The sequence below is a fragment of the Dokdonella sp. genome (genome assembly GCF_044227025.1).
GTDB lineage: Bacteria > Pseudomonadota > Gammaproteobacteria > Xanthomonadales > Rhodanobacteraceae > Dokdonella_A.
Genome location: NZ_JBGAFX010000002.1, coordinates 526,663 through 548,928, shown reverse-complemented (window position 1 = coordinate 548,928; position 22,266 = coordinate 526,663). Strand labels below are relative to the sequence as shown.

The following is a 22,266-nucleotide window of genomic DNA, read 5'->3' as shown; positions in this document are numbered from 1 at the left end:
CCATGGTTCGCTGGCAGTCCACGCCGCAGTCCTGCGTATCCAGTACGTGGTGCAGGCAGCGGGAGGCTGGCGATGAAGCGGACAAACAACGTCCTGAGGTACTCCCTTGTGTGGGCCGCAGGGGCGTGGATAGGTCTCGCGGGCGCCAATAGCGACGGCTCGCTCGACCCGTCGTTCAATCCTCCGCTCAGCGATACGACGTATTCGTTCGGGCGTCCCGGCTTGTGGGATTACGCCTGGGATCGCGGCGGTGCCGCGCCGTCCACCGACCGCGACGAGAGTGCGGCCGTCGCCGTGAAGGCGAATGGGCGAATCCTGGTGGCCGGTCGTGCGTGGAACGCCTATGGCGGCGGCAGCCAGTTCGCCTGCTCCCTGCTGCGGGTGGGGCCGGATGGAGCGGCCGACGCATCGTTCGGTCCTTCCTCGAACGGCACCGTGCTGGAGAATTTCAACGGCGGCTCGGTCGACTGCCGTCCGGCGTTCGTCAAGGTTCTCGGTGACGGGCGCATCGTCTGGGGCGGCACGATCACCCAATCCGGCGTCAACTACGCGTGGATGCAGCGCCTCACGCCGACCGGCTACGCCGACATTTCGTTCGGGGGCAGCAGCAACAGCTTCTTCCTCGGCAATGCACGCACCGCGTTGTCGGCGCTCGCGATCAGCACGGACGGCACGTTGTACGCTGCGGGCAACATGATCGTGGTGAACGCCTCCGATCGGGACTTCTACCTGCTCGCGCTCGACCCCGACGGCGGATTCCTGTATTCGCGCAGTGCCGCGTTCGACGCCGGCGGCAGCCTTGACGACTGGGCCAGCGCGATCGTGCGCGAGGAGATTCCGGGCACGTCGTGCGGGCAGGGCTGCTTCATTCCCGCGCACGAGGAGCTTTACCTGGTCGGCACGGTCACGCATGCGAACTATCCGGACCTCTCCAACCGCAACTGCGGAGTCTTCGCGCTGCGGCGCTCGCTGTTCGACGCGGAGTTCTCGGTTGATGCGAATTTCGGCGGCGGCAGCGGCCGGGTCGACATCGACTTCCCGGCGGGCAGCACCAACGAGGGCGACAACTTCTGCAACGCCGCGGTCGCGCGCCCGGGCAGCGGATACGAGCAGGTCGGCTACGGCGTCGTGATCGGCGGCGAGAACCGTTTCATCAGCGCGCTCGGCGGCGGCACGCCGGGCCTCGCCAGCACGTACGCGCTCGCGGAGGTAACGGGTGCAGGAACCAGCACGCGCCAGGACGCCTTCGCGTACTTCCAGTCGCTCGCTTTTCCGGGCATCTACAACACGATCAACACGATGCTGCGCCAGCCGGACGGCAAACTCGTCGTCGCAGGCTGGGCGGGGACGACCGATGCCGCGCACGCACCGTCCGATACGGGCCTGATCCGGTTCAACGCCGACTTTTCCCGCGATGCCAGCTTCGGCAACGATGGCCTCGGGTTGGCGATCCTCAGCCTCGATTTTCCGAGTGCGCTCGTCGGTGCGGAGTCCGCCACGGGGATTGCGTTCGACAACCACGGGCACATCGTCGTAGCGGGCAACCTCGACGGCGAGATACTCGGTGAAGGACCGATCGCGGACTGGACGATTGCGCGGGTACTCACCAACGACGTGATCTTCCGTGACGGCCTCGGGGACGTGTTGCCATAGTCAATCGCGTCCCGGCGAATCCAGTGCGGCTTTCAGCTTGTCCAGATTGCGCGAGCGCGTCGGCGTATCCGCGCCCCGCTCGACATCGGCGCGCGTGGTCTGAAGCAGCTCGCCGGCTTCGCGCGCGCGATCCATTGCGCGAAGGCACTTCGCGAGCGTGATCGCGATGCCGACGCTGCGCTGGTCCGCCCCTCCGAACTTCGCCGATACGTGCGCATAGGCCAGGCGCAGGAGCGGTTCGGCCTCGTGCGGGCGATGCTGGGCAAGCAGCGCCTCGCCGAGGCCCTTGCGCACGGCTTCGACATAGATGTGGTCGGGATTGGCGTCGGCGTACTTCGCGAGGGCATCGCGGAACGTCGCCTCGGCGCCGGTCGCATCCCCGGTCTCGAGTTTCGCCTGCGCGAGCGCGGTCTCGCCGACCGCCGTGTAGAGATGCTTCGGGCCAAGCGTGTCGAGGTAGATGCGATACGCGCGTTCCAAGCCCGTGACCGCCTGCGACGGCTCGCCGCTGCGCAGCTGCGCTTGCGCAAGCGTGGTCAAGGCGGTGGCTACTCGACTGTGGCGTGGACCGTCGAGTCGCTCGTAGATGGCCAAGGCCTGGCGCAACCAGGGCAGGCTGTCCGCTTCGTGGCCACTCTGGCGGGCGTTCTGCCCGATCTGGTACAGCTGGTCGGCAACCGTGTGGTGTTCTTCGCCATAGACGTTGCGCGCGAATTCGAGATTGCGCTTGAACAGCAGGTCGGCCTGCTCGAAGTGCCCGGCTTCGTGTTCGCCGAGGGCGAGGTCGTAGCGAATCCCGAGCAGCAGGGAAGGCGGGGAATCGGCATGCGCCTCGGCCAACTGCAGGGCTTCCCGATAGGCTTGCGCCGATTCGTCGTAGTGCCCCTGGGCGTGCCGTACCGCACCGAGGCTATCGAGCGCGCCGGCGAGTTCCGTACTGCCTGGAGCGGCGATGCGAAGCAGGGCGATGCGTCGTTGCTGCCAATCGGCGGCCTGCTCGTAGCGGCCCGCCAGCTTTTCGGTCCAGCCGAGACGCGCGTAGGCATCCGCGCGCAACAGGTCGTTGCTGCCGCCGCTTCGTTCGAGTTCGGCGAGTGCGCCTTGCGCGAGTTCCCGGGCGCGTTCAAAGTGGTCGCGTTCGCTTTCCGACTGGGCCAGGTCCAGCCGTGCCAGCACTTCGCGTCGATCACCCGCGGCGTACAACTGCTGTGCCTGGACGAGTCGCGCCTCGTAGATGTCGGCCGCGGCACTGACCTGGCCAAGGGACGAATACAGGTTTCCCACCACGCCGAGCAATTCCACGCGGGTGTCCGGATCGCTGCCGAGACCTCGCTGCACGCGTTGTGCACCGGCATCGATCAATTCGCGCGCGGTCAGCGGCCTTTCACCGCTGCGATCCGGGTCGGCCTGCCTGAACAGGTCGAGCAGGAAGTTGCGCACCGATTCCGCGCGCTCGGCCTGGCGCCGGGCATCGCGTGACTGCAGCAGCGCGACCGATGTCGTTGCGAGCAAGGCAATCGTGGCGAGCAGGGCAAGCGGCACTGCGATGCGGTGCCGAGCCACGAATTTCCGCAGGCGATGGCGCACGCTGTCGCGTTGCGCGCGAAGCGGCCAGCCGGCCAGGTGGCGTCGCAGGTCGTCGGCAAGCGCATCGGCGCCGGGGTAGCGATGGGCCGGATCGTGGCGCAGCGCAGTCGCAACGATAAGGTCGAGGTCGCCACGCAGGCGTCGTGGCATCACGGGGCCTGTAGCCGTGGCCGTGCGCGAGGCCGGCGGCGGTTCGCCCTTCGCATGCGCGACGGCCAACGCCGCGGCTGAATCGACCGTCGACGCGTACGGGCGCTGGCCCACGAGCAACTCGTGCAGCATCACGCCGAGGGCGTAGACGTCGCTGGCGATGCCGACCGGTTCGCCGGCGAGTTGCTCGGGCGCGGCATAAGCCGGCGTCAACGCACGCAGTTGCGTCGGCATCGTGCCGGCGGCTTCGTCGGCGAGCAGGCGCGCGATGCCGAAATCGAGCAGGCGCGGCTGGCCGCTTGCATCGACCAGCACGTTGGAAGGCTTCAGGTCGCAATGCACGATCAATTGCCGATGCGCATAAGCGACCGCATCGCAGATGTCGCAAAACAGGCGCAGGCGCTGCGCGAGCGTGCTGGCGTGCGCAGCGCAGTAGTCGGGCAGGGGCACGCCGTCGACGTACTGCATCGCGAACCACGGTCGTCCCGCATCGTCGACGCCGCCGTCGACGAGCGCTGCGATGCACGGATGGTCGAGCCGCGCGAGGATGTTCCGCTCGGCCACGAAGCGCGCAACCGCCGCGTCGCTGGTGAATTCGCCGCGCACCTGCTTCAGCGCGACGCGTTGTTCATAGGCGCCGTCGGCACGCTCGGCGAGGTGGACGCGGCCCATGCCACCGCAACCGAGTTCGCGCACGATGCGCCAGGGTCCGATGCGCTCGGGTACGTCATCGTCGACGACGTCTTCGGCGATCAGCGCATCGCGCCAGCGCGACACGTCGCCGGCGAAGTCGCCGGACGACCCGTCAAGGTCGAGCAGGTGCAGCAGCCGGGCGTGCAACTGCGGTTCGCGGGAGGCCAGTTCGTCGAGCGCGCGCCGACGTTCGGTCGCAGGCGCGTCGACGACGCCCTCGAACAGATCGAGCAGGCGCGGCCAATCGGCGCGGTGCGCGCTCATGCTGCGAGCGCGTCCATGAGGAACACGCGCGCGGTGCGCCAGAGGCGGAATACGCTGCGCTCGGAAATGCCTTCGGATTCCGCGATTTCAGCGAATTCGAGCCCGCAGAACACGTGCAGCTCGACGATGCGTGCGAGCCGTTCATCGATCGCTTCAAGTGCATTGAGCGCTGCATCGAGATCGAGCAGGGCGATTGATGCTGGCGGCTCATGTTCCGCCTCGCCGAGCGTTACGGCGACGTGGCGGCGCTTTTGCGCATTCACCCGCCGCGCATGGTCGACCAGCACCTGGCGCATCGCGTGCGCGGCGATCGCGAGGAAATCGCTGCGCTCGACCTCCGCACCTGCTTCGCTGCGCCCGAGCTTGAACCATGCCTCGTGCACCAGCGCGGTCGTATTGATGGTCGCGGGAGCACCCACGCGTCGGCGCTCGCGGCGCGCCAGCCGATGCAGTTCCGCGTAGGCGGCGGCATAGAGCGGATCCTGCGACGCGACGGGCATGGAAGTCATCGACCGGGTGGACGGGCGCCGGCACCCATCATAGGACAAGCGGTCGACGCGGATGGCGCGCTAGGATGACAACTGGCGAGCAGAGCGGCGGCGCATGCACCCACGAGTACCGGCAATGGTCGCAGTCGCGTTCCTCGTCATCGGCGCGTTCGCGCGTGCCGACGACGACGTGCCGGCATTCGACCGGCCCGGGCTCGCGTTCGCTGCATCGACGCTGCCCGGCGGGAGCTGCGCGGCGGAGCAGGGCCTGTTCGACGCGAGCACGGATCGGACGTCGGGCACGCGCTCGACCGCGTACGTGGCCGACAGCCTGGTTCATTGTGGATTGCCGACGGCATCGAGCTGCAGCTCGGCGCCGACAGCTGGGGTCGCCTCGACGTGCATGCGCCGAGTGGCGCGCACGCGGTCGCCAGCGGCGGTGGCGACGCGCGGATCGGCGCGAAGGTCGCGCCATGGAGTTCCGGCGCGTTCTCGTTCGCGATGCTCGCGACCTTCGTCGTGCCGGCAGGCCGTGCGCCGATCGGCGGCCACGTGCACGAGCATGACCTTGGTGCCTCGATGGCATGGACGGCAGACGACGGGCGCAGCGTCTCGCTTTACGCAGATCGCCGTTGGGCCGATGACGGAAATGGCAACCTCGTCGCCGTCGCCTACGGTTTTCCGCTGCATGCTCATCTCGGTGGTTACATCGAAAGCGGTTTCGGCACCGGCGCCCTGCATGCGCGGGAGGCCGGCGGTGGCGTCACGTGGATGCTGACGCCGAGGGTGCAACTCGATGCGTCGTTCCTGCGTGCACTCGATCGCGCGACGACCGACTGGCAGGCGGGCTTCGGAATCTCGATCTGCTTCGCAGGTGCGCATCCGTGAGTGCGGCCGTGTTGCCTCGCGCCGATGGCCGCGAAACCGTGGAACATCCGCTGTTGCGCGCCTGGGTCGGATCCGGCGAGCTGCCCGATCTCGGCCAGCTGGAAGGGCGGCGCCAATGCATGCAGGTGCGCGACGGCATCGCGCGCCCCGCGTTTCGCGCGCAGACGCCCGCCCTGCTCGCGGACGGACTGCACTATGAAGAGCGCATCGCCACGTGCGGCGTCCTTGCGACCCGCGAGCAGGGCGTCCACGACGTGTTCAACGCGCTCGTGTGGTTGCGCCATCCGGAACTCAAATGGGCGTTGAACGCGCGCCAGGTCGCAGGCATTGCCGAGGTCGGTCCGCGCGAACGCACGCGCGGGCAATATGCGCTCACCCACTTCGACGAGGCGGGTGCCATCGTCTGGCTGGCCGACGACGCATTGGTGCCGATCTGGGATGCACACGATTGGTCGGCCTTGTTCGTGCGGGAGCGCAGCGCGTGGGGTCGTTCGATCGCGGTCAGCGTGTTCGGTCACGCACTGGTCGAGCATGTCTGGGATGGCCACCGGATGCCGGTGGCGAAGTGCCTCGTGGTTCGCGTGCCGTCGGTCGAACTCGCGGCACGGGTTGGCCCCGCGGCGATCGTGATCCGCTGGCGCGAGGCTGAAGCGCATGTCGCCGCGCAGATCCGCAGCGGACGGCTGCTCGCCGATCCGCAGGAGTTGCGTCCGTTGCCACTCGCGGGCATCCCGGGTTGGCATGATCCGCACGCACCGGACGCGTTCGTGCGCGACGCGCCTTGCTTCCGCCCGTTGCGCGCCGGTCGGCGCTATCCGGCCCCTTGTTCGGATCTGATCGACTGAGCGGGAACTTTCCGCGGCGTTTGCGGTATCTTTCCGCGCGCCCTGCGTCCGGGGTCGCTGCGATGCCGGCGGGCTTGCCCGTTCGCGAACGTCGTCGGCCGACGCAGGAGCGCCAACTACTGGGGGTTCTGGTCCCCGCATGCCTTCGTGGGTGCGTGGATCGCCATGTCCGTCAACAGGGTGCAGCGAAGACGATGATCGAAACCCGACAACTCACCAAGCGCTACGGCAGTTTCACCGCCGTTGATGCGATCAGTTTCAAGGTCGAGCCCGGCCAGGTGCTCGGCTTCCTCGGGCCGAATGGCGCCGGCAAGTCGACCACGATGAAGATGGTTGCCGGCTTCCTCAGCCCGACATCCGGCAGCGCGACCGTTGCCGGCTTCGACGTCGAGCGGCAGCCGCTCGAAGCGAAGCGCGTGCTCGGCTACCTGCCTGAAGGTGCGCCGAGCTACGGTGAAATGAGCGTGCGCGAGTTCCTCGACTTCATCGCGAGCGTGCGCGGGCTGTCCGGCGACCTGCGCGAGAAGCGCGTCGACGACGCGGTGGGTCGCCTGCATCTGGAACGCGTGCTGGAGCAGCCGATCGACACCTTGTCGAAGGGCTTCAAGCGTCGTGTCGGCCTTGCCGGCGCGATCCTGCACGATCCGAAGGTGCTGATCCTCGACGAGCCGACCGACGGCCTCGATCCGAACCAGAAGCAGGAAGTGCGCACGCTGATCAACTCGATGGCGCGCGACAAGACGATCATCATTTCGACCCACCTGCTCGAGGAAGTGCACGCGGTCTGCACGCGCGCGATCATCATCGCCGGCGGGCGCGTGCTCGCCGATGCAACGCCGTCCGAGCTGGAAGCACGCTCGCGTTACCACCAGGCGGTTTCGCTGACCGCGGCGAACCTGCAACAGGCGAAGGACGCGCTGGCGAGGGTCGCCGACATCGCCGCGATCGAGGTCGATCCGCAGGACAACCGCATTACCGCGTTCCCGAAGCCGGGCCGGTCGATCTTCGTCGCAGTCGGCGACGCGTTGAAGGCCCAGGACGTCAGCGTGCGCGAACTCGCGCTGGAGCCGGGCCGCCTCGACGAAGTGTTCCGCACGATCACCCAGGGCGCGGGCAAGGAGGCACGCACATGAGTGGCACCCTCACCATCTTCAAGCGCGAGCTGCGCAGCTATTTCTCGACGCCGGTGGCGTACGTGTTCATCGTGATCTTCCTGCTGCTGTCCGGCGCGTTCACGTTCTACCTCGGCAATTTCTACGAGCGTGGCCAGGCGGACCTGCAGGCGTTCTTCACGTTCCATCCGTGGCTGTACCTGTTCCTGGTGCCGGCCGTGTCGATGCGCCTGTGGGCCGAGGAGCGCAAGAGCGGCACCATCGAACTGCTGCTGACCCTGCCGGTCACGATGTGGCAGGCGGTATTCGGCAAATTCCTCGCTGCGTGGGCATTCATCGCGATCGCGCTGGTGTTGACGTTCCCGATATGGCTGACGGTGAACTACCTCGGCAGTCCCGACAACGGCGTCATCTTCGCGAGTTATCTCGGTTCCCTGCTGATGGCAGGGGCGTTCCTCGCGATCGGTTCGTGCCTGTCGGCGTCGACGCGCAACCAGGTCGTCGCGTTCATCCTGACCGTGGTGATCTGCTTCCTGCTGCTGCTCGCCGGCTATCCGCTGGTGCTCGATGCGATCCGCGCGATCGCCGGGCAGGGCCTGGCCGATGCGGTTTCCGGACTCAGTTTCCTCACCCACTTCGCGTCGATCAGCAAGGGCGTCATCGACCTGCGCGATCTCGTTTATTTCGTGTTGATGATCGGGGTCTGGCTGTACGCGACAGCGGTCGTCATCGACATGAAGAAAGCGGCCTGAGGAGAAGAAGACGATGCAACTCAATCGCAAGGCACTCTCCGGCACCGCATTGGCGGTACTCGCGGCGCTGTTCGTCGCCGTCATGTTGCTGGTCAACGTGGCGTTCCGCGGCGCGCGCGCCGACCTCACCCAGAACCATCTCTACACGCTGTCGGACGGCACGAAGAACATCCTGAAATCGATCGACGAGCCGCTCGACCTGACCTTGTTCTTCTCCGACAAGGGCAGCGCCGACGTGCCGCAGCTGCGCACCTACTTCACGACCGTGCACGAGATGCTGCAGGAGATGGCGTCACGCTCCGGCGGCAAGCTGCGCCTCTCGGTCGTTGATCCGCTGCCGTTCTCCGAGGACGAGGATCGCGCGACCAGCCTTGGCATGCAGTCGGTCCCGGTTTCGGCCGCCGGCGACAAGGTGTTCCTCGGTCTCGCCGGAACCAATTCGACCAATGGCCATGCCGCGATCCCGTTCCTCGACCCCGGCAAGGAAGCGTTCCTCGAATACGACATCGCGAAGCTGATCCACGAACTGGAAACGCCGAAGAAGCCGGTGGTCGGGCTGCTGTCGGGCTTGCCGATCGCGGCCGGATTCGACCCGCAGACGCAGCGCATGCGCCAGCCATGGGCGGTCTACAGCCAGTGGTCGCAGCTGTTCGACATGAAGACGGTCGACGCGGCGACCCTGAAGGCGGTCGAGAAGGACATGGACGTGCTGATCGTCGTGCATCCGAAGCAACTGTCCGACGACGCGCAATTCGCGATCGACCAGTTCGTGCTGCGTGGCGGGCACCTGCTCGTATTCGTCGATCCGAGCGCCGAGCTCGACGACAGCGGTGCGGACCCGAACAACCCGATGGCCGGCATGATGGCGGACAAGTCGTCCGACCTTGCAAAGCTGTTCAAGGCCTGGGGTGTCGAGTACGACCCGCACCGGATCGTGATCGATCGCGCGCGCGGCCTGCCTATCAGCCTCGCCGAGGGCAGTGCGCCGGTGCGCCATCCGGGCATCCTCGGGCTGACCGCAGCCGACCTGAACCATGACGACGTGCTGACGACGAATCTCGACACCATCAACGTGTCGACCGCTGGCAGCTTCGATCTGGCCAAGGATGCCAAGGACGAGAAGCTGGTGCCCCTGTTGCAGACGACCTCGGAGGCGATGAGCGTGCCGAGTGATCGCCTGCGCATGCTCGGCGATCCTTCGAGCCTGCTGCAGGGCTACAAGTCCGCCGGTTCGCCGTTCGTGATCGCCGCGCGCCTCTCCGGGACGTTCAAGACCGCGTTCCCGGAGCGCACCGACGCGGGCGCACTGAAGGAAGCGAAGGACGCGAACGGCCAGATCGTGCTGGTCGCGGACACCGACCTGCTGAGCGACCGCATGTGGGTGCAGATGCGCGCGTTCCTCGGCCAGCAGATCATGAATCCGTTCGCGAACAACGGTGATTTCGCCGTCAACGCGCTCGACAACCTCGCCGGCTCGAGCGACCTTATCTCGATCCGTGGCCGCGCCACGTCGCAGCGCCCGTTCACCACGGTCGAAGCGATCAAGCGCAATGCAGACGAGCGTTTCCGCGCCAAGGAGCAGGACCTGCAGCGCGAGCTGTCGGACACCGAGCGCAAGCTGACCGAATTGCAGAGCGCAAAGAGCCAGGAGCAGGCGCAGATACTCTCGACCGAGCAGAAGGCCGAGCTGGACAAGTTCATGACACGCAAGCTCGAGATCCGCAAGGAATTGCGCCAGGTGCGTCGCCAGCTCGATGCCGAGATCGAATCGCTCGGCACGCGCCTGAAGATCATCAACATCGTGCTGGTGCCGCTGCTGGTCACGTTTGCCGCGCTCGGGTTTGCGTGGTGGCGCAGGCAGCGTCGGCGCGCGGCGCAGGGAGCCCACGCATGAACCAGAAGACGCTGATTGGACTCGTCATCGCCGCGCTCCTCGCGATCGTCGCTGCGATCGCGCTGAATCATTCGAGCCGCCCGCGCAGCGACACGGTCGAGGCCTCGGGATGGCTCGTGCCCACCTTGCGCGATCACGTCAATGATGTGAACAGGGTCGTCGTGACGGGCGCCGAGGGCAAGGTGCTGGCGACGCTCGAGCGCGGCGCGAATGGCTGGACGCTGGCGCAGAAGGGTGGCTATCCGGTCGATACCGGCAAGTTGCGCGCGTTCCTGCTCAAGCTCGCCGACGCCAGGCGGCTCGAACAGAAGACCTCGAACAAGGACAAGTACGCCGTGCTCGGCGTCGAGGACGTCGCGGCCAAGGACGCCAAGGGGGTCGAGGTGCAGCTCGACGGTCTTGCGCAGCCGCTCAAGCTCGTCATCGGCAACACCGATCCGCGCGGTGGTACCTACGCGCGCACCTCCGGGCAGCCGGAGAGCTGGCTGGCGTCCGGCACGCTGACAGTCGACAAGGGCGCCGCGGATTGGCTGCAGAAGGACCTCGCGGACCTCGCGGCAACGCGTATCGCCTCGATCGCGATCACGCACGCCGACGGCAGCCGCGCCATGGTCACGAAGAATGCGCGCGGCGATGCAAACTACGTGCTCGTGGACGTGCCGAAGGGGCGTGAGTCGGGCGGCGAATTCGCGATCAACGGCCTTGCCTCGACGCTGGCGGGCCTGCGATTCGACGACGTCCTGCCGACGAAGGACGCGGTCCCCGGCGATGCGCTTCTCAAGGCGCGCTACGCGACGTTCGACGGCCTCGTCGTCGACGTGACGGCGTGGGAGAAGGACGGCAAGGACTACGCCCAGTTCGTCGCCTCGCTCGATGCCGCGCAGGCGGACAAGGGAATCGCGGCCGACCAGGCGAAGGCGAAGGCCGACTACGACGCGGCGATCGCGGCGGACGAGGCGGCGAAGAAGGACGGCAAGGCCGACGCCGCCGTCGCGCCGGCGAAGCCGGCCTCGGTGGAGGACCCCGCCAAGGATCGCGAGATGCGCCTCGCCGCGCTGAACAAGGAAGTCGCCGACCTCAACGCACGCTTCAGCGGCTGGACGTTCGTGTTGCCGGCCTACAAATACGCGAACATGAACAAGTCGATGTCCGACCTGTTGAAGCCGCTCGAAGACAAGAAGCCGGCAGCCGATGCGGCGAAGCCGCTCAAGAAGAAGGCTTGAGAGGATCACGCCGCACAATGCTGTACGACATCCCGGCGCAAGCCGGGATGTGACGGATGCGGGAAGGTGGAATGGTCTCGAAATCCGGTCCGCTGTGGGCGCGGCGCCGAAGGCGGGCAGTCGAAGAGTACGGAGTTCGATCCGTTTACGGTGTTCCACTTCGACGAACGTGTTCCGTACGCTCGACACGGACGGGTTGTTCGCCCAGGATCGCTCCATGAACCTCGCACGCATTTCGCTGACCGCCGGCGCCGCCCTCGGCGCCGTTGCGGTAGCGCTGGGTGCATTCGGCGCGCACGCGTTGCGTGGCGTGCTCGACACCGCGGCCCTCGCGACCTGGCATACCGCGGTCGAGTATCAGTTCTGGCACGCGCTGGCGCTGATCGGGTGTGGTGTGCTCGCGCAATCGCAGGCGACGGCTGCATTGCGCATCGCGACCTGTGCCTTCATCGTCGGCTGCCCGCTGTTCTGCGGCAGTCTGTATGGGCTTGCGCTGGGCGCGCCACGCATCGTCGGCATCGTGACGCCGATTGGCGGCGTCACCTTGATCGCTGGCTGGATTGCCCTCGCCGCATGCGCTTGGCGCAAGGCGGCGTAGGGGGAATGGAGCCGCGATGCTTTCAGCGCTCAGCCCTCAGCGCTTCGCATGCCAGCACCAGTGCCACGGTTCGTACGCGATGCCGTGCGGGTTGCCGCGCGGGTAGGACAGCGCGAAGCCGAAGCGCGGCGCGTTTGCGACGAGCCAGGCGAACGCGGACGAGTGCTCGAATTCTTCTTCGAGTGCAGCGAAACCCGGCGTGGTGAGATCGAGCGCGCGGCCGCTGTGATGTTCGCTGTATCCGGGCGCGGCACTGACACGCAGGATCTGCTCGATCGACTGGCCGTGTTCGAGCTTGCGCTTGAGGATGCCGAGTTGATAGTCGGCGGATCGGAACGCGGACACTGCCTGCAGTTCGATCGCCTCGGCCCCAGCCGCAGCGCGCATGCGCGCGAACGCGCTCGCGGCGCGTGGAGCGAGCCATTGCAACCGGTCGTGGATGTCGTGACCGATGCAGGCGAGGTGACGCGGCTCGCGCACCACGACAAGTTGCCGGATCCGCGCATAGTCGGCCGGCACGCCGAGTGCGCGCGCTTCGCGCAGCACCTCGCGTCGGCGCGTGGCATTGCAGCGGACAGGGGGCTCGCCCGTTGCAATGCTCATGCGCCTGCGGCGATCGTGCGCGGCGGCCACGCGGGCATCACAATGGCTTGATGTAGAAACCGGCGACACGCCCGTCGCTGCCGCAGGCGACCTGCGCATACAGGTTCGCCTTGTCGAAGATCAGCGGGATCGTGATCGCGATGTAGCCGTCGCCCTTCATCGGGTGTGCCTGGCCGCGTCCCTGCAGACTCCCGAATTGCGCCAGCGATTCCCATGCCTGCTTGAACTTCGGCGGCGGCAGGGCGCTACGCATTTTCGCGTCGAAATCCCGCGTCGCGCCGGCGTAATCGCCTTTCTGTGCAGCATCCAGGAGGCTTGTCGCACGCGCTTCGCAGCCGGCCGCGATGCTCCGCTCGGTGTCGGTCGGTGCAGCCGGCGGCGCGAGGGGGGCCGGGCGTTCCATCATGGCGCCATCCGCAGCGGCTCCCGAAGCGGCAGTTTCCGCTTTTGCCGCGACCGTGGATTCCGCTGGCGCGGCGGGCACGTGGTCCGACACGGCGTCCGTAGGGACTGTCGCCATGGCGGGCTCGGCGGATTCGGCCGCGGTCGGCGCGGACTCCGCCGCAGCCGGTTGCGGCGGCGGCTCGCTCGGCTTGCCGTCCTTTGCGCGCGCCATCGCGTCGACATCGATGTCCTGCTGCGCTGTCTGCTGTGTTGCGGCCTGCTTGGCCGGCGTCGCGGCGCGCTGGTTCTTCGGCGCCGCCTGTGCGGACGCGCAGGCGAGCAGCGCGGTGGCGAGCAGGGTGAGTGGGTGTCGGTTCATGGGTGCGTTCCTCGAGGATGGCGCAAGCTACCATGGGTGCATGTATCGCGGCTGAGTTCGTCCTCGGCATGCAGACTCGCTGGCGAGGAAGTCATGACGACTCGTCCTCGACCGGCGCGCCACCTTTCCCCGGCTTCAATCGCCCGGCCTCGCGCAATGCGTTGCGCAAAACGTATTCGATCTGCGCGTTGAGCGAGCGCAGCTCGTCATTCGACCAGCGCTGCATCGCGTCGAGCACGACGGCGCTGACGCGCAGTGGATAGGCCTTCTTCTCGCTCATCAGCCCGTGTACAAACTTCCGGTGTTGACGACCGGCTGCGTGCCGCGCTCGCCACACAGCACGACGAGCAGGTTGCTGACCATCGCCGCGCGGCGTTCGTTGTCGAGTTCGACGACGCCGCGCTTGCCAAGTTCGGCGAGCGCCATCTCGACCATGCTCACCGCGCCTTCGACGATGCGCGTGCGCGCGGCGATGATCGCGCCGGCCTGCTGGCGCTGCAGCATCGCCTGGGCGATCTCCTGCGCATAGGCAAGGTGGCTGATGCGGGCCTCGACCACGTCCACGCCGGCTTTGCCCAGGCGCTGCTTGATCTCCTGGCGCAGATGCGCGTTGACCTCGTCGCCGTGACTGCGGAGCGACGGCTCCTTGCTGTCGTGCGCATCGTAGGGATAGCTCTGCGCCATCTGGCGCAGGGCGGACTCGCTCTGGATCTGCACGAAATTCTCGTAGTCGTCGACGCAGAACACCGCTTCGGCGGTGTCCACCACCTGCCAGACGACCACCGCGGCGATCTCGATCGGATTGCCGTCGGCGTCGTTCACCTTCAGCTTGCCCGATTCGAAATTGCGCACGCGCAAGGACACCGCGCGCTTTGAATAGAACGGATTGGTCCAGCGCAAGCCCTCGTCGCGCACGGTGCCGGCGTAGTGGCCGAACAGTTGCAGTACCTGACCCTGATTCGGCTGCACCTGAAAGAAGCCGGTGGACATGAAAACCAGCGCGATGAACACGAGGACCGCCGGCACGAGGGTCCAGAACGGTTGCTGGGGATTGATGTTCCCCATCGTCAGGGCGGCGAGAAGGGGAAACGCGAGGATCAGGAACACCACCATCGGTATGCCGGCGACCGAGAAGGCACTGCGCTCGTTCATGGGACTCTCCCTAGATTTGCATGAAAGATATCAAAAAGATATCACAATGACAAGTCCGCATTGAGGAATGAAATCCGGATGCTAGGCTCGCGGCTCCACCGGATAGGGGAGTAGTGGAGATGGGTACGGATTTCGTTCGTGCGCCGGCCATCGTCATCGGGATGGCCGGCCTGCTGGCATCCGCGCTGGCAGTTGCGCGACCGGCGCATTACGTGGTGTTCATGCTGGACACACACGATCAGGCGCAACCGATGTCCTACGCGCGGGTCGACCTGACGGACGCTCCGCACTACACGACGACGGCGATCGCATCCGCCGATGAAGAACGCGTCGTCTGGCATGCATGGAAGGGCGGTGCCGATCTCGGCGAGCGCAGCGTCGCGATTCCGCGCCTGCATGGCGAGTTCGCGCGCGACCCCGAACATGGCGACGGTTCGATCGTCGCGCATCACCCGGCGCAGGCGGAACGCAGCTTCGTGCTGCGCATTCCGCTCGATGAGGCGGACGCGGTCGAATTCGCCGGCGCCGGCGTGACCCGGCACTTCGACCTGGCCGCGCTGGCGGCGCAGGCAGGTTCGTTGCCGCTCGCGTCGCGCACGACGAACATGCAGGTCGTGCAGGCGCCGCAGAGCGGCAATCCTGCCAATCGCGTCGACCTGCTCGTAATGGGCGACGGCTATACCAGCGCGCAGCAGGGATTGTTCAACAGCGACGCGATGATCCTGCACGATGCGTTCTTCAACCTCACGCCGTACAGGGAATACCAGAGCTTCGTGAACTGGACCACCGGGTTCGTCGCCTCGAACCAGACGGGTGCGGACCATCCGCCGTACCAGGCGGGTTGCACGACGTCGGCGTGTTGCGCGGATCCGGAGGCGCAGACGGACCCGTTCGCGGGACAATTCGTCGACACCGCGTTCAGCGCGACGTTCTGTCCGTTCCAGATACATCGCCTCATCACGGTCAGCAATGCCGCGGTGCTGACGGCCGCGGCGGCCTATCCGGACTGGGACAAGATCGTCATCGTCGTCAACGATTCGGTTTATGGCGGCTCCGGCGGCAACATCTCGGTGACCTCGACCCATCCGCAGGCGAGCCAGATCGTGCTGCACGAGTACGGTCACAGTTTCAGCGATCTCGCCGACGAGTACAGCTCGGCCTATCCAGGTTTTCCTGCGTGCAGCGACCTCTCCGGCAGCGCGCCGTGCGAGGCGAATGTCACCAACCAGACCAGCGCGGGTCAGGTGAAATGGAACAGCTGGTTCACGCCCGGCAATCCGATTCCGACGCCGGCGGGTACCTCGGGCGTAGGCCTGTTCCAGGGCGCGCGCTATCTCGGCACCGGCATGTATCGTCCGGTCGACACGCAATGCCTCATGCATTTCCTCGGTGTTCCGTTCTGCCCGGTGTGCCGGCAGGAATACGTGCGCACGCTGTATCGCGGCGGCTGGGGCGTCCCGGCGGGCGGCATCGACCTGATCGAACCCGGCAGCGAGTCACCGGGCACCGCGTCGCCGGTCACCTACGCGGTCGGGACATCGCAGCCGTTCAGCGCGACCTTGCTGCAGCCATCGATCGGTTCGCTCGAGGTGCAGTGGCTGCTCGACGGCAATCCGATCGGCGGCGCGAACTCGCCGAGCTACGCATTCAGCCAGATCGGCGCGACACCCTCGACCCGCAGCCTGACGTTGCGCGTGCGCGACCTGACGAGTCATGTCTCGCCGCAGATGGCCGGCGCGCTGCTCGAACACACGCGTTCATGGACGATCCAGGTCAGCAACGACGTGATCTTCCGCAACGGCTTCGATGCCGTGGGGCCATAGGCGGGCTCGAGTTCGCCACGAGTTTGCGGAAAAGCGGTGGGCCAAGGCCCACCCTACGGAGTCGGCGATCGATCGAACGCCGAGACCACGCCGATCATGTCGCGTCCACCGTAGCCACGCTCGAGCGCGCGCCGATACAGGTCGGCGCAGGCGTCGATCAGCGGCGCCTGCGCACCGCACTGTCCGGCCTGCGCGGCGACCAGCGCGGCGATCGTTGCGACGTCGCGGATCGCGGCCTGTGGCGCGAAATCACCGCGTACGAGCAGATCCAGCTTCGCGCGCGACACGGCGCTCGCCATCGGTCCGGCATCGAGTATGTCGCGCAACTGCGCCACGTCGATGCCGGCGCAGCGCGCGGCGTGCACCGCCTCGGCGAGCGCCGTCACGGTCGCGACGAGGTAATGGTTTACCGCGAGCTTCATGCGCAATGCGCCCGGCACGACGCCGCAGCGGAACACCTGTCGGCATGACGGCGCGAGCAGCAGTTGCACGGCCTCGATCGCCGCCTCGTCGCGCCCCGCCAGCATGCCGACGAGTTCGCCGCGCTCGGCTGGCCCGCGCGAGCCGGACACCGGCGCTTCGACGTAGCGCGCGCCGCAATCGAGCAGGTCGCGCTCGAGCTGCCGCGAGTATTCCGGCGAGGTCGTGCCGAGATGCACGAGCGTGCGGTCGCGCAGCCGCCGCGCGAACGCCGGTGATCCGCGACCGAGTGCAGCGTCGATCGCCGTCTCGTCGAGCAGCATGACGAGGACGATCGAGCACGCCGCACACAGGGCGTCGATCGATTCGGCGCGCGTCGCTCCGAGCGCGAGCAGCGGCTCGCACTTTTCCGGCGAACGGTTCCACACGGCCAGCTGGCTTCCGGCGCGTAGCAGGTTCATCGCGATCGCCGATCCCATCGTGCCGAGGCCGGCGAGGCCGATGCTCATATCACGGTCTCGGCATCGAACAATGCGGGCGCCCACAGCCTTGCGCGCAGGAAGGCGACGACCTCGTCGCATGCGCGCCGTGTCGGCGAGCCTTCGGCATCGACGAGGTGCGCGGTGAAGACGCTGTGCGGGCAGCCGACGACCTGCCTGAAGAACGGTGGCGGATCGCTGCGCGCGGCGTCGTCGGGCAGCACGCGCGCGACGAAGCGCGGGCCGAGCGCGGCGGTGTAGGCGGCGAAGCGTTCGGCACGGCAGTGGCGGTCGCCCTCGAAGCGATACGCGAGCACGCTGAGATCGTCGCGTTCGAGTCGTTCGCGCACCGCCTGGAGCTCACCAGCGTCGCTTTCGAGCGCAGCGGGATCGTCGAGCGGCAGCGACGGTTGCGCGAGTACCGGCGCGAGCATCGACGGCTCGAGCATCATCGCCAGCGCGAAGTTTCCGGTGAAGCACATGCCGACCGCGCCGGTGCCGATGCCGCCGCATTCGCGGTGCGCGAAGCGCGCCAGCGCACGCAGCCAGGACGTGACCGGACTCGAGCCGCGTCCGGCGAGCGCGTGGAATTCGGCGCTGATGCAGGCGCGCCGCATGATCTCGAGGCCGTCCTCGGCGAGCGGGTGGGCGCCGTCGCGGCCGAACAGCGAGGGCAGGTAGACCGTGAAGCCGGCCTGGCGGATCCAGCGCGAAAAGCGCGCGACGTCCGGGCTGATGCCGGGCATTTCCGCCATCACGATCACGCCCGGTCCCTGGCCCGAGGTGTACACGCGGCGCGCGACGCCGTCGAGTTCGAGCGTGCGCGCGTCGAAATCGTCGAGCGGATCGTCATTGGTGTCCATGCGGATTCCCCGTGGCTGGCAGGCCCATTCAACGGTTCGCGCGGTCCGCGTGGTAGTGTCTTAAAAGACACGTTTCAGGCCGATTCCGACATGAAGGATTTCGAACTGCTGCTGCTCGACGGCACCAATCCGAGCGGGGTCTCGATGTCGCGCGACATCCTCGCCGCGGCGGCATTGTTCGCCGCGCGCAGCGGTGACGCGGTGCCGAGCTGGGGTCTGTATTCGCCGACGGGCGGGCATGTTCGGCTGCAAGGCGGCATCGGTGCGGATACGAGGCGTCTGCCGCCGCGCCGTCACCCGCAGCATTCGATCCTGCTTGTACCGGGAATGTGGATCGCCGATGCACGGGAGCTGCGCGCGCGCCTCGCCGCTGACGATTGCGTTCGCGCGATCCGCCTCATCGCTGCCCATGTTGCCGGTGGCGGCCAGGTAGCGGCGTCGTGTTCGGCGGTATTCCTGTTGCAGGCGGCCGGCGTGCTTGCCGGACGCCACGCCACCACCGCGTGGTGGCTCGCGCCGGAACTTGCGCGTTGCGCGGTGGACGTGCGTGTCGAGGCCAACCGCATCCTTTGCGTCGATGGGCCGATTCTCACTGCCGGTGCCGCGTTCGCGCAGTCGGACCTTGTGTTGCATCTGCTGCGCGCGCGGTTCGGTGCGCGGCTCGCCGATGGCGTGTCGCGCGTGCTGCTGCTGCATGAACGCGGCCAGCAGGCGCAGTTCGTGGTGCCGGCGATGCTGGCCAGCGGCGACGCGCTGGTCGCGCGCCTGACGCGCCGTGTGGAGACCGCGCTGCCCGAGGTACCTTCGGTCGCCGAACTGGCCGGCGAGTTGTGCGTGTCCGAACGCACGCTCGGCCGCCGCGTGCGCCACGCGACCGGCATGGGCACGCTTGCGCTGATCCGCAGCATCCGGCTGTACCGCGCGCGCGGCTTGCTGCAGCACAGCCGGATCAGCATCGAACGAATCGCGGCGGCGGTCGGCTACCAGGATGCGACCGCATTGCGACGTTTGCTGCGCAAGGCAGCCGGCACGACGCCGGGCGGCCTGCGCGCGACAACTGCCGTGGCCGTGCCGCGCGAAACGCGCCGGCGTGATCTGCCGTAAGCGCCACACGCTGTGGGCCGCCCATGCGCGCCGGGATGGCGGTCGCGCACACGGTGCCGCCCTGCTACACGCAAGCGCTCTGCTGTGAACTCCGGGCGCTACGGGGTGGCCGCCTCGGCCTTGCGCAGCTCGATCCGGCCGAGCAGGTCGAGACCGGCATAGAACTTCCACGGGTCGCCGTCGCCGATGGCGAGTGCGATGTGCCCAGCATCGAAGCCGGGCAGGGCGGCATCGAAGCTGCGCCAGTGACCGTCGACGAACGCCTGCGCCCACGCGTGTGGCACGAACACCTGTTCCTTGCCGGCGAAGCCCGGCGCATAGGCGAGGCCATCGACGACGCGCGTGGCAATACCGAGCGCGCGTCCGAGTGCCGCGACCAGCAACGCGTGTTCGGTGCAATCGCCTTCGGGCTTGCGCGCGACCTCGAGCGCCGAGGCGTAGCCGACATCGAGACTCTTGTTGCGGATGTAGCCGCGCACGAACGTCTCGATGCGGCGCATGCGCTCGAGCGGCGTCGTCGCGTCGCCGACGGCTTCGCGCGCGAGGCGCACGATGTCGGGCGCATCGCTCTGCAGCCAGTCGTTCGGCTTGAAGTCGGCGCTGGCGGGGCGTTCGTTCGTGCGCGCATGCGCCTCGCGACGGATCGTCACGATGCGTTCCTCGCCGCGCACCTCGACCCGCTGCTCATCGGTCTCGGGCAACGCCAGCGCGGAATCGCCGCGCGGCGACGCCAGCGTGTAGCGCATCGTGCCGGCGAGTTCCTGCGCGCGCAGCGGGCGTGGCGACGGCATCAGGGTACGTTCGAACACGTCGCTGCCCTGGTTCGGCGCGGTCGCGCAGGCGCGGTCGCAGGCGAGCAGCACCAGATCGACACCCATGATCGGCATGATCAGCTTGTAGACGGTCTGCTCGGCATCGATCCACGCACGCGTCTTCATCGGTGCGCCGCCGAGCACGAGCGTCTGCTCGACCGGATACAGCGTGCGCGCGCCGCCGGGCAGATCGACCGACTCCGCGGCAGCGACCACGCTGGTGATGTCCGCTGCTTCGAGACCCGATGGCTGGAACGCGAGTGCGCTGTAGCGCGTGCCGGGTTCGAGGCCGGCGAGCAGGCCGGCGCGGCGCAGGCCCTCCGGCAACAGCGCGCGGGCCGGCCACGGCAGCGTGCGTCTCTGGGTGGCCCCGCCGGTGGTGATCGCGACATCGGCGACGCCGTCGTGCACGCGCCCCTCGATGCGCGATTCGCTGCCCGACAGGCGCGAGATGCTGCCGAATGCGAGCGGGGCTCCGGCGCGCGTTTCGGTCGCCGTTTCGGTGCTGCCGAGCGCGACACGTACGCCGGCACGGTCGAGCGCCATCTCCAGCGACTGGCTCGTGTGCACTTCGTCGCCGCGCACTTCGCGCCGGGATTCGAACGAGCCAATCTTGCGGCCGTCGAGCAGGACCGTGAACCACTGGTCGGTGGGCGGTTCCGCCCGTGCGAACAGGGGCAGGGCAACCAGCAGGAGCAGGCAGCGACGCATCGGGCATTCCGTCGAGGGTTTGCGCCTAGTGTAGGGCTTTGCCGGATCGACGCGACCCTGCGCGATGCGTGCGTTTCGACTTCGCTCGCTGTCGCTCGCTGCACTCAAAGCGAACGGTCGGGGACATTCGAACGGCCACGTGCCTCCCGCGATTGGCTAGAATTGCCCGCCCTCCGCACTGCACGCCCGCATGAAGCCCTTCGGCACCCCGCATACCGACACCGCGATCCGCGTCCTCCTGCTCGGCTCAGGCGAACTCGGCAAGGAAGTCGCGATCGAACTGCAGCGCTTCGCGGTCGAGGTGATTGCGGTCGATCGCTACGCGAATGCGCCGGCGATGCAGGTCGCGCACCGCTCGCACGTGATCAACATGATCGACGGCGACGAGCTGCGCCGGATCATTGCGCTGGAGCAGCCCGACCTCGTTGTGCCGGAGATCGAGGCGATCCACACGCCGACCCTGATCGAGCTGGAGCGGGACGGCCTCAACGTGATCCCGACCGCGCGCGCGGCGTGGCTGACGATGGATCGCGAAGGCATCCGCCGGCTCGCCGCGGAGGAACTCGGCTTGCCGACCTCGCCGTACCGCTTCGTCGACACGCGCGAGGAGTACCGCGCCGCGGTGGCCGCAATCGGCCTGCCGTTCGTGATCAAGCCGGTCATGTCGAGTTCCGGCAAAGGCCAGAGCACGGTGCGCGCGGATTCCGCCATGGATGCGGCGTGGGACTACGCGCAGTCGGGCGGTCGCGCCGGCAAGGGACGCTGCATCGTCGAGGGGTTCGTCGCGTTCGACTACGAGATCACCCAGCTGACCGTGCGCCATGCCGGCGGCACGAGTTTCTGCGCGCCGATCGGCCACCGTCAGGAAAAAGGTGACTACCGCGAGTCGTGGCAGCCGCAGCCGATGAGCGCCAAGGCACTGGCCGAGGCGCAGCGCCAGGCCGAGGCGATCACCGCTGCTCTCGGCGGGCGCGGCGTATTTGGCGTCGAGTTCTTCGTCAAGGGCGACGCAGTGATCTTCTCCGAAGTCAGCCCGCGCCCACACGATACGGGACTGGTCACGTTGATCTCGCAGGATCTGTCCGAGTTCGCGCTGCATGCGCGCGCGATCCTCGGCCTGCCGATCCCCACGATCCGCCAGGTGGGACCGTCGGCGTCGTGCGCGGTCCTCTGCAGCGGCGAGGGCGATCGTCCGCGCTACCACGGCGTCGCCGAATCGCTCGCAGAACCCGACACGATGGTGCGCCTGTTCGGCAAACCCGAAGTGCGCGGACAGCGACGCATGGCAGTCACCCTTGCACGTGATGCCGATATCGACGCAGCGGTCGCGAAAGCCGTGCGCGCCGCATCGCACCTGCGCATCGAGCCCTGATCCGCCTCTCCATCTGG

General features: G+C 67.6%; 20 protein-coding genes. 11 read left to right on the top strand and 9 right to left on the bottom strand.

Annotation, left to right across the window (positions count from 1 at the left end; genetic code table 11):
• Positions 1–72 precede the first annotated feature (72 nt).
• A complete protein-coding gene (locus tag ACILRJ_RS06745; protein WP_395681655.1) occupies positions 73–1,653 on the top strand; it encodes a hypothetical protein in 1,581 nt (526 codons plus the stop codon).
• On the opposite strand, the gene ACILRJ_RS06740 is transcribed toward ACILRJ_RS06745, so the two are convergent.
• Together ACILRJ_RS06740 and ACILRJ_RS06735 are read right to left on the bottom strand one after the other, a co-directional pair.
• Positions 1,654–4,347 carry a protein kinase domain-containing protein gene (locus ACILRJ_RS06740; RefSeq protein WP_395681653.1) on the bottom strand — a complete coding sequence of 898 codons (2,694 nt, stop codon included), beginning with the start codon at positions 4,345–4,347 and terminating at the stop codon, positions 1,654–1,656. It lies immediately after the preceding gene.
• Complete coding sequence (locus ACILRJ_RS06735; RefSeq protein ID WP_395681651.1) at positions 4,344–4,847, bottom strand: ECF-type sigma factor; 504 nt, start codon at positions 4,845–4,847, stop codon at positions 4,344–4,346. Before ACILRJ_RS06735 ends, ACILRJ_RS06740 begins: the two co-directional genes overlap by 4 nt.
• Before the next feature lie 327 nt (positions 4,848–5,174).
• Here ACILRJ_RS06735 and ACILRJ_RS06730 point away from each other — a divergent pair, with 327 nt between their 5' ends.
• From ACILRJ_RS06730 to ACILRJ_RS06700, 7 genes are all read left to right on the top strand, one after another.
• Positions 5,175–5,723 carry a transporter gene (locus ACILRJ_RS06730; protein WP_395681649.1) on the top strand — a complete coding sequence of 183 codons (549 nt, stop codon included), beginning with the start codon at positions 5,175–5,177 and terminating at the stop codon, positions 5,721–5,723.
• A gap of 8 nt (positions 5,724–5,731) precedes the next feature.
• Positions 5,732–6,568, top strand: coding sequence for a DUF3025 domain-containing protein (locus ACILRJ_RS06725; protein ID WP_395681648.1), 837 nt, complete (start codon positions 5,732–5,734; stop codon positions 6,566–6,568).
• Positions 6,569–6,762: 194 nt separating this feature from the next.
• Positions 6,763–7,701: an ABC transporter ATP-binding protein gene (locus ACILRJ_RS06720; RefSeq protein WP_395681646.1), complete on the top strand. Its 939-nt coding sequence runs from the start codon at positions 6,763–6,765 to the stop codon at positions 7,699–7,701.
• On the top strand, positions 7,698–8,432 hold the full coding sequence (locus tag ACILRJ_RS06715) for an ABC transporter permease (protein WP_395681644.1): 735 nt from the start codon (positions 7,698–7,700) through the stop codon (positions 8,430–8,432). The genes ACILRJ_RS06720 and ACILRJ_RS06715 overlap by 4 nt, the downstream gene beginning before the upstream one ends.
• Positions 8,433–8,445: 13 nt before the next feature.
• Positions 8,446–10,326, top strand: a complete 1,881-nt coding sequence (locus tag ACILRJ_RS06710) for a Gldg family protein (RefSeq protein ID WP_395681642.1) — start codon at positions 8,446–8,448, stop codon at positions 10,324–10,326.
• Positions 10,323–11,549: a DUF4340 domain-containing protein gene (locus ACILRJ_RS06705; RefSeq protein ID WP_395681640.1), complete on the top strand. Its 1,227-nt coding sequence runs from the start codon at positions 10,323–10,325 to the stop codon at positions 11,547–11,549. The genes ACILRJ_RS06710 and ACILRJ_RS06705 overlap by 4 nt, the downstream gene beginning before the upstream one ends.
• A 217-nt stretch (positions 11,550–11,766) precedes the next feature.
• Positions 11,767–12,147: a DUF423 domain-containing protein gene (locus ACILRJ_RS06700; protein ID WP_395681638.1), complete on the top strand. Its 381-nt coding sequence runs from the start codon at positions 11,767–11,769 to the stop codon at positions 12,145–12,147.
• A 36-nt stretch (positions 12,148–12,183) separates the two neighbouring features.
• Here the strand turns inward: ACILRJ_RS06700 and ACILRJ_RS06695 are convergent, their stop codons facing one another.
• The 4 genes from ACILRJ_RS06695 to ACILRJ_RS06680 form a co-directional block, all read right to left on the bottom strand.
• Positions 12,184–12,750 (bottom strand): D-alanyl-D-alanine carboxypeptidase family protein, encoded by a 567-nt coding sequence (locus ACILRJ_RS06695; RefSeq protein WP_395681636.1) that lies wholly within the window; start codon positions 12,748–12,750, stop codon positions 12,184–12,186.
• A gap of 37 nt (positions 12,751–12,787) precedes the next feature.
• Positions 12,788–13,513 carry a DUF3887 domain-containing protein gene (locus ACILRJ_RS06690; RefSeq protein WP_395681634.1) on the bottom strand — a complete coding sequence of 242 codons (726 nt, stop codon included), beginning with the start codon at positions 13,511–13,513 and terminating at the stop codon, positions 12,788–12,790.
• A gap of 91 nt (positions 13,514–13,604) precedes the next feature.
• On the bottom strand, positions 13,605–13,793 hold the full coding sequence (locus ACILRJ_RS06685; RefSeq protein WP_395681632.1) for an Arc family DNA binding domain-containing protein: 189 nt from the start codon (positions 13,791–13,793) through the stop codon (positions 13,605–13,607).
• The gene (locus ACILRJ_RS06680; RefSeq protein WP_395681630.1) at positions 13,793–14,665 is read right to left on the bottom strand and encodes an SPFH domain-containing protein; all 873 of its coding nucleotides are present in this window, start codon (positions 14,663–14,665) and stop codon (positions 13,793–13,795) included. The genes ACILRJ_RS06685 and ACILRJ_RS06680 overlap by 1 nt, the downstream gene beginning before the upstream one ends.
• A gap of 119 nt (positions 14,666–14,784) precedes the next feature.
• Between ACILRJ_RS06680 and ACILRJ_RS06675 the strand changes: the two genes are divergently transcribed.
• On the top strand, positions 14,785–16,488 hold the full coding sequence (locus ACILRJ_RS06675; protein ID WP_395681628.1) for a M64 family metallopeptidase: 1,704 nt from the start codon (positions 14,785–14,787) through the stop codon (positions 16,486–16,488).
• A 53-nt stretch (positions 16,489–16,541) separates the two neighbouring features.
• Here ACILRJ_RS06675 and ACILRJ_RS06670 read toward each other — a convergent pair whose 3' ends face one another.
• Complete coding sequence (locus ACILRJ_RS06670) at positions 16,542–17,417, bottom strand: NAD(P)-dependent oxidoreductase (RefSeq protein ID WP_395681626.1); 876 nt, start codon at positions 17,415–17,417, stop codon at positions 16,542–16,544.
• Complete coding sequence (locus tag ACILRJ_RS06665) at positions 17,414–18,250, bottom strand: dienelactone hydrolase family protein (RefSeq protein ID WP_395681624.1); 837 nt, start codon at positions 18,248–18,250, stop codon at positions 17,414–17,416. Before ACILRJ_RS06665 ends, ACILRJ_RS06670 begins: the two co-directional genes overlap by 4 nt.
• A gap of 90 nt (positions 18,251–18,340) precedes the next feature.
• Between ACILRJ_RS06665 and ACILRJ_RS06660 the strand changes: the two genes are divergently transcribed.
• Positions 18,341–19,354 carry a GlxA family transcriptional regulator gene (locus ACILRJ_RS06660; RefSeq protein WP_395681622.1) on the top strand — a complete coding sequence of 338 codons (1,014 nt, stop codon included), beginning with the start codon at positions 18,341–18,343 and terminating at the stop codon, positions 19,352–19,354.
• Between the two features lie 98 nt (positions 19,355–19,452).
• Here ACILRJ_RS06660 and ACILRJ_RS06655 read toward each other — a convergent pair whose 3' ends face one another.
• The gene (locus ACILRJ_RS06655) at positions 19,453–20,877 is read right to left on the bottom strand and encodes a transglutaminase family protein (protein WP_395681620.1); all 1,425 of its coding nucleotides are present in this window, start codon (positions 20,875–20,877) and stop codon (positions 19,453–19,455) included.
• 190 nt (positions 20,878–21,067) lie between these two features.
• Between ACILRJ_RS06655 and purT the strand changes: the two genes are divergently transcribed.
• A complete protein-coding gene (purT, locus tag ACILRJ_RS06650; protein WP_395681618.1) occupies positions 21,068–22,249 on the top strand; it encodes a formate-dependent phosphoribosylglycinamide formyltransferase in 1,182 nt (393 codons plus the stop codon).
• Positions 22,250–22,266: the final 17 nt, after the last annotated feature.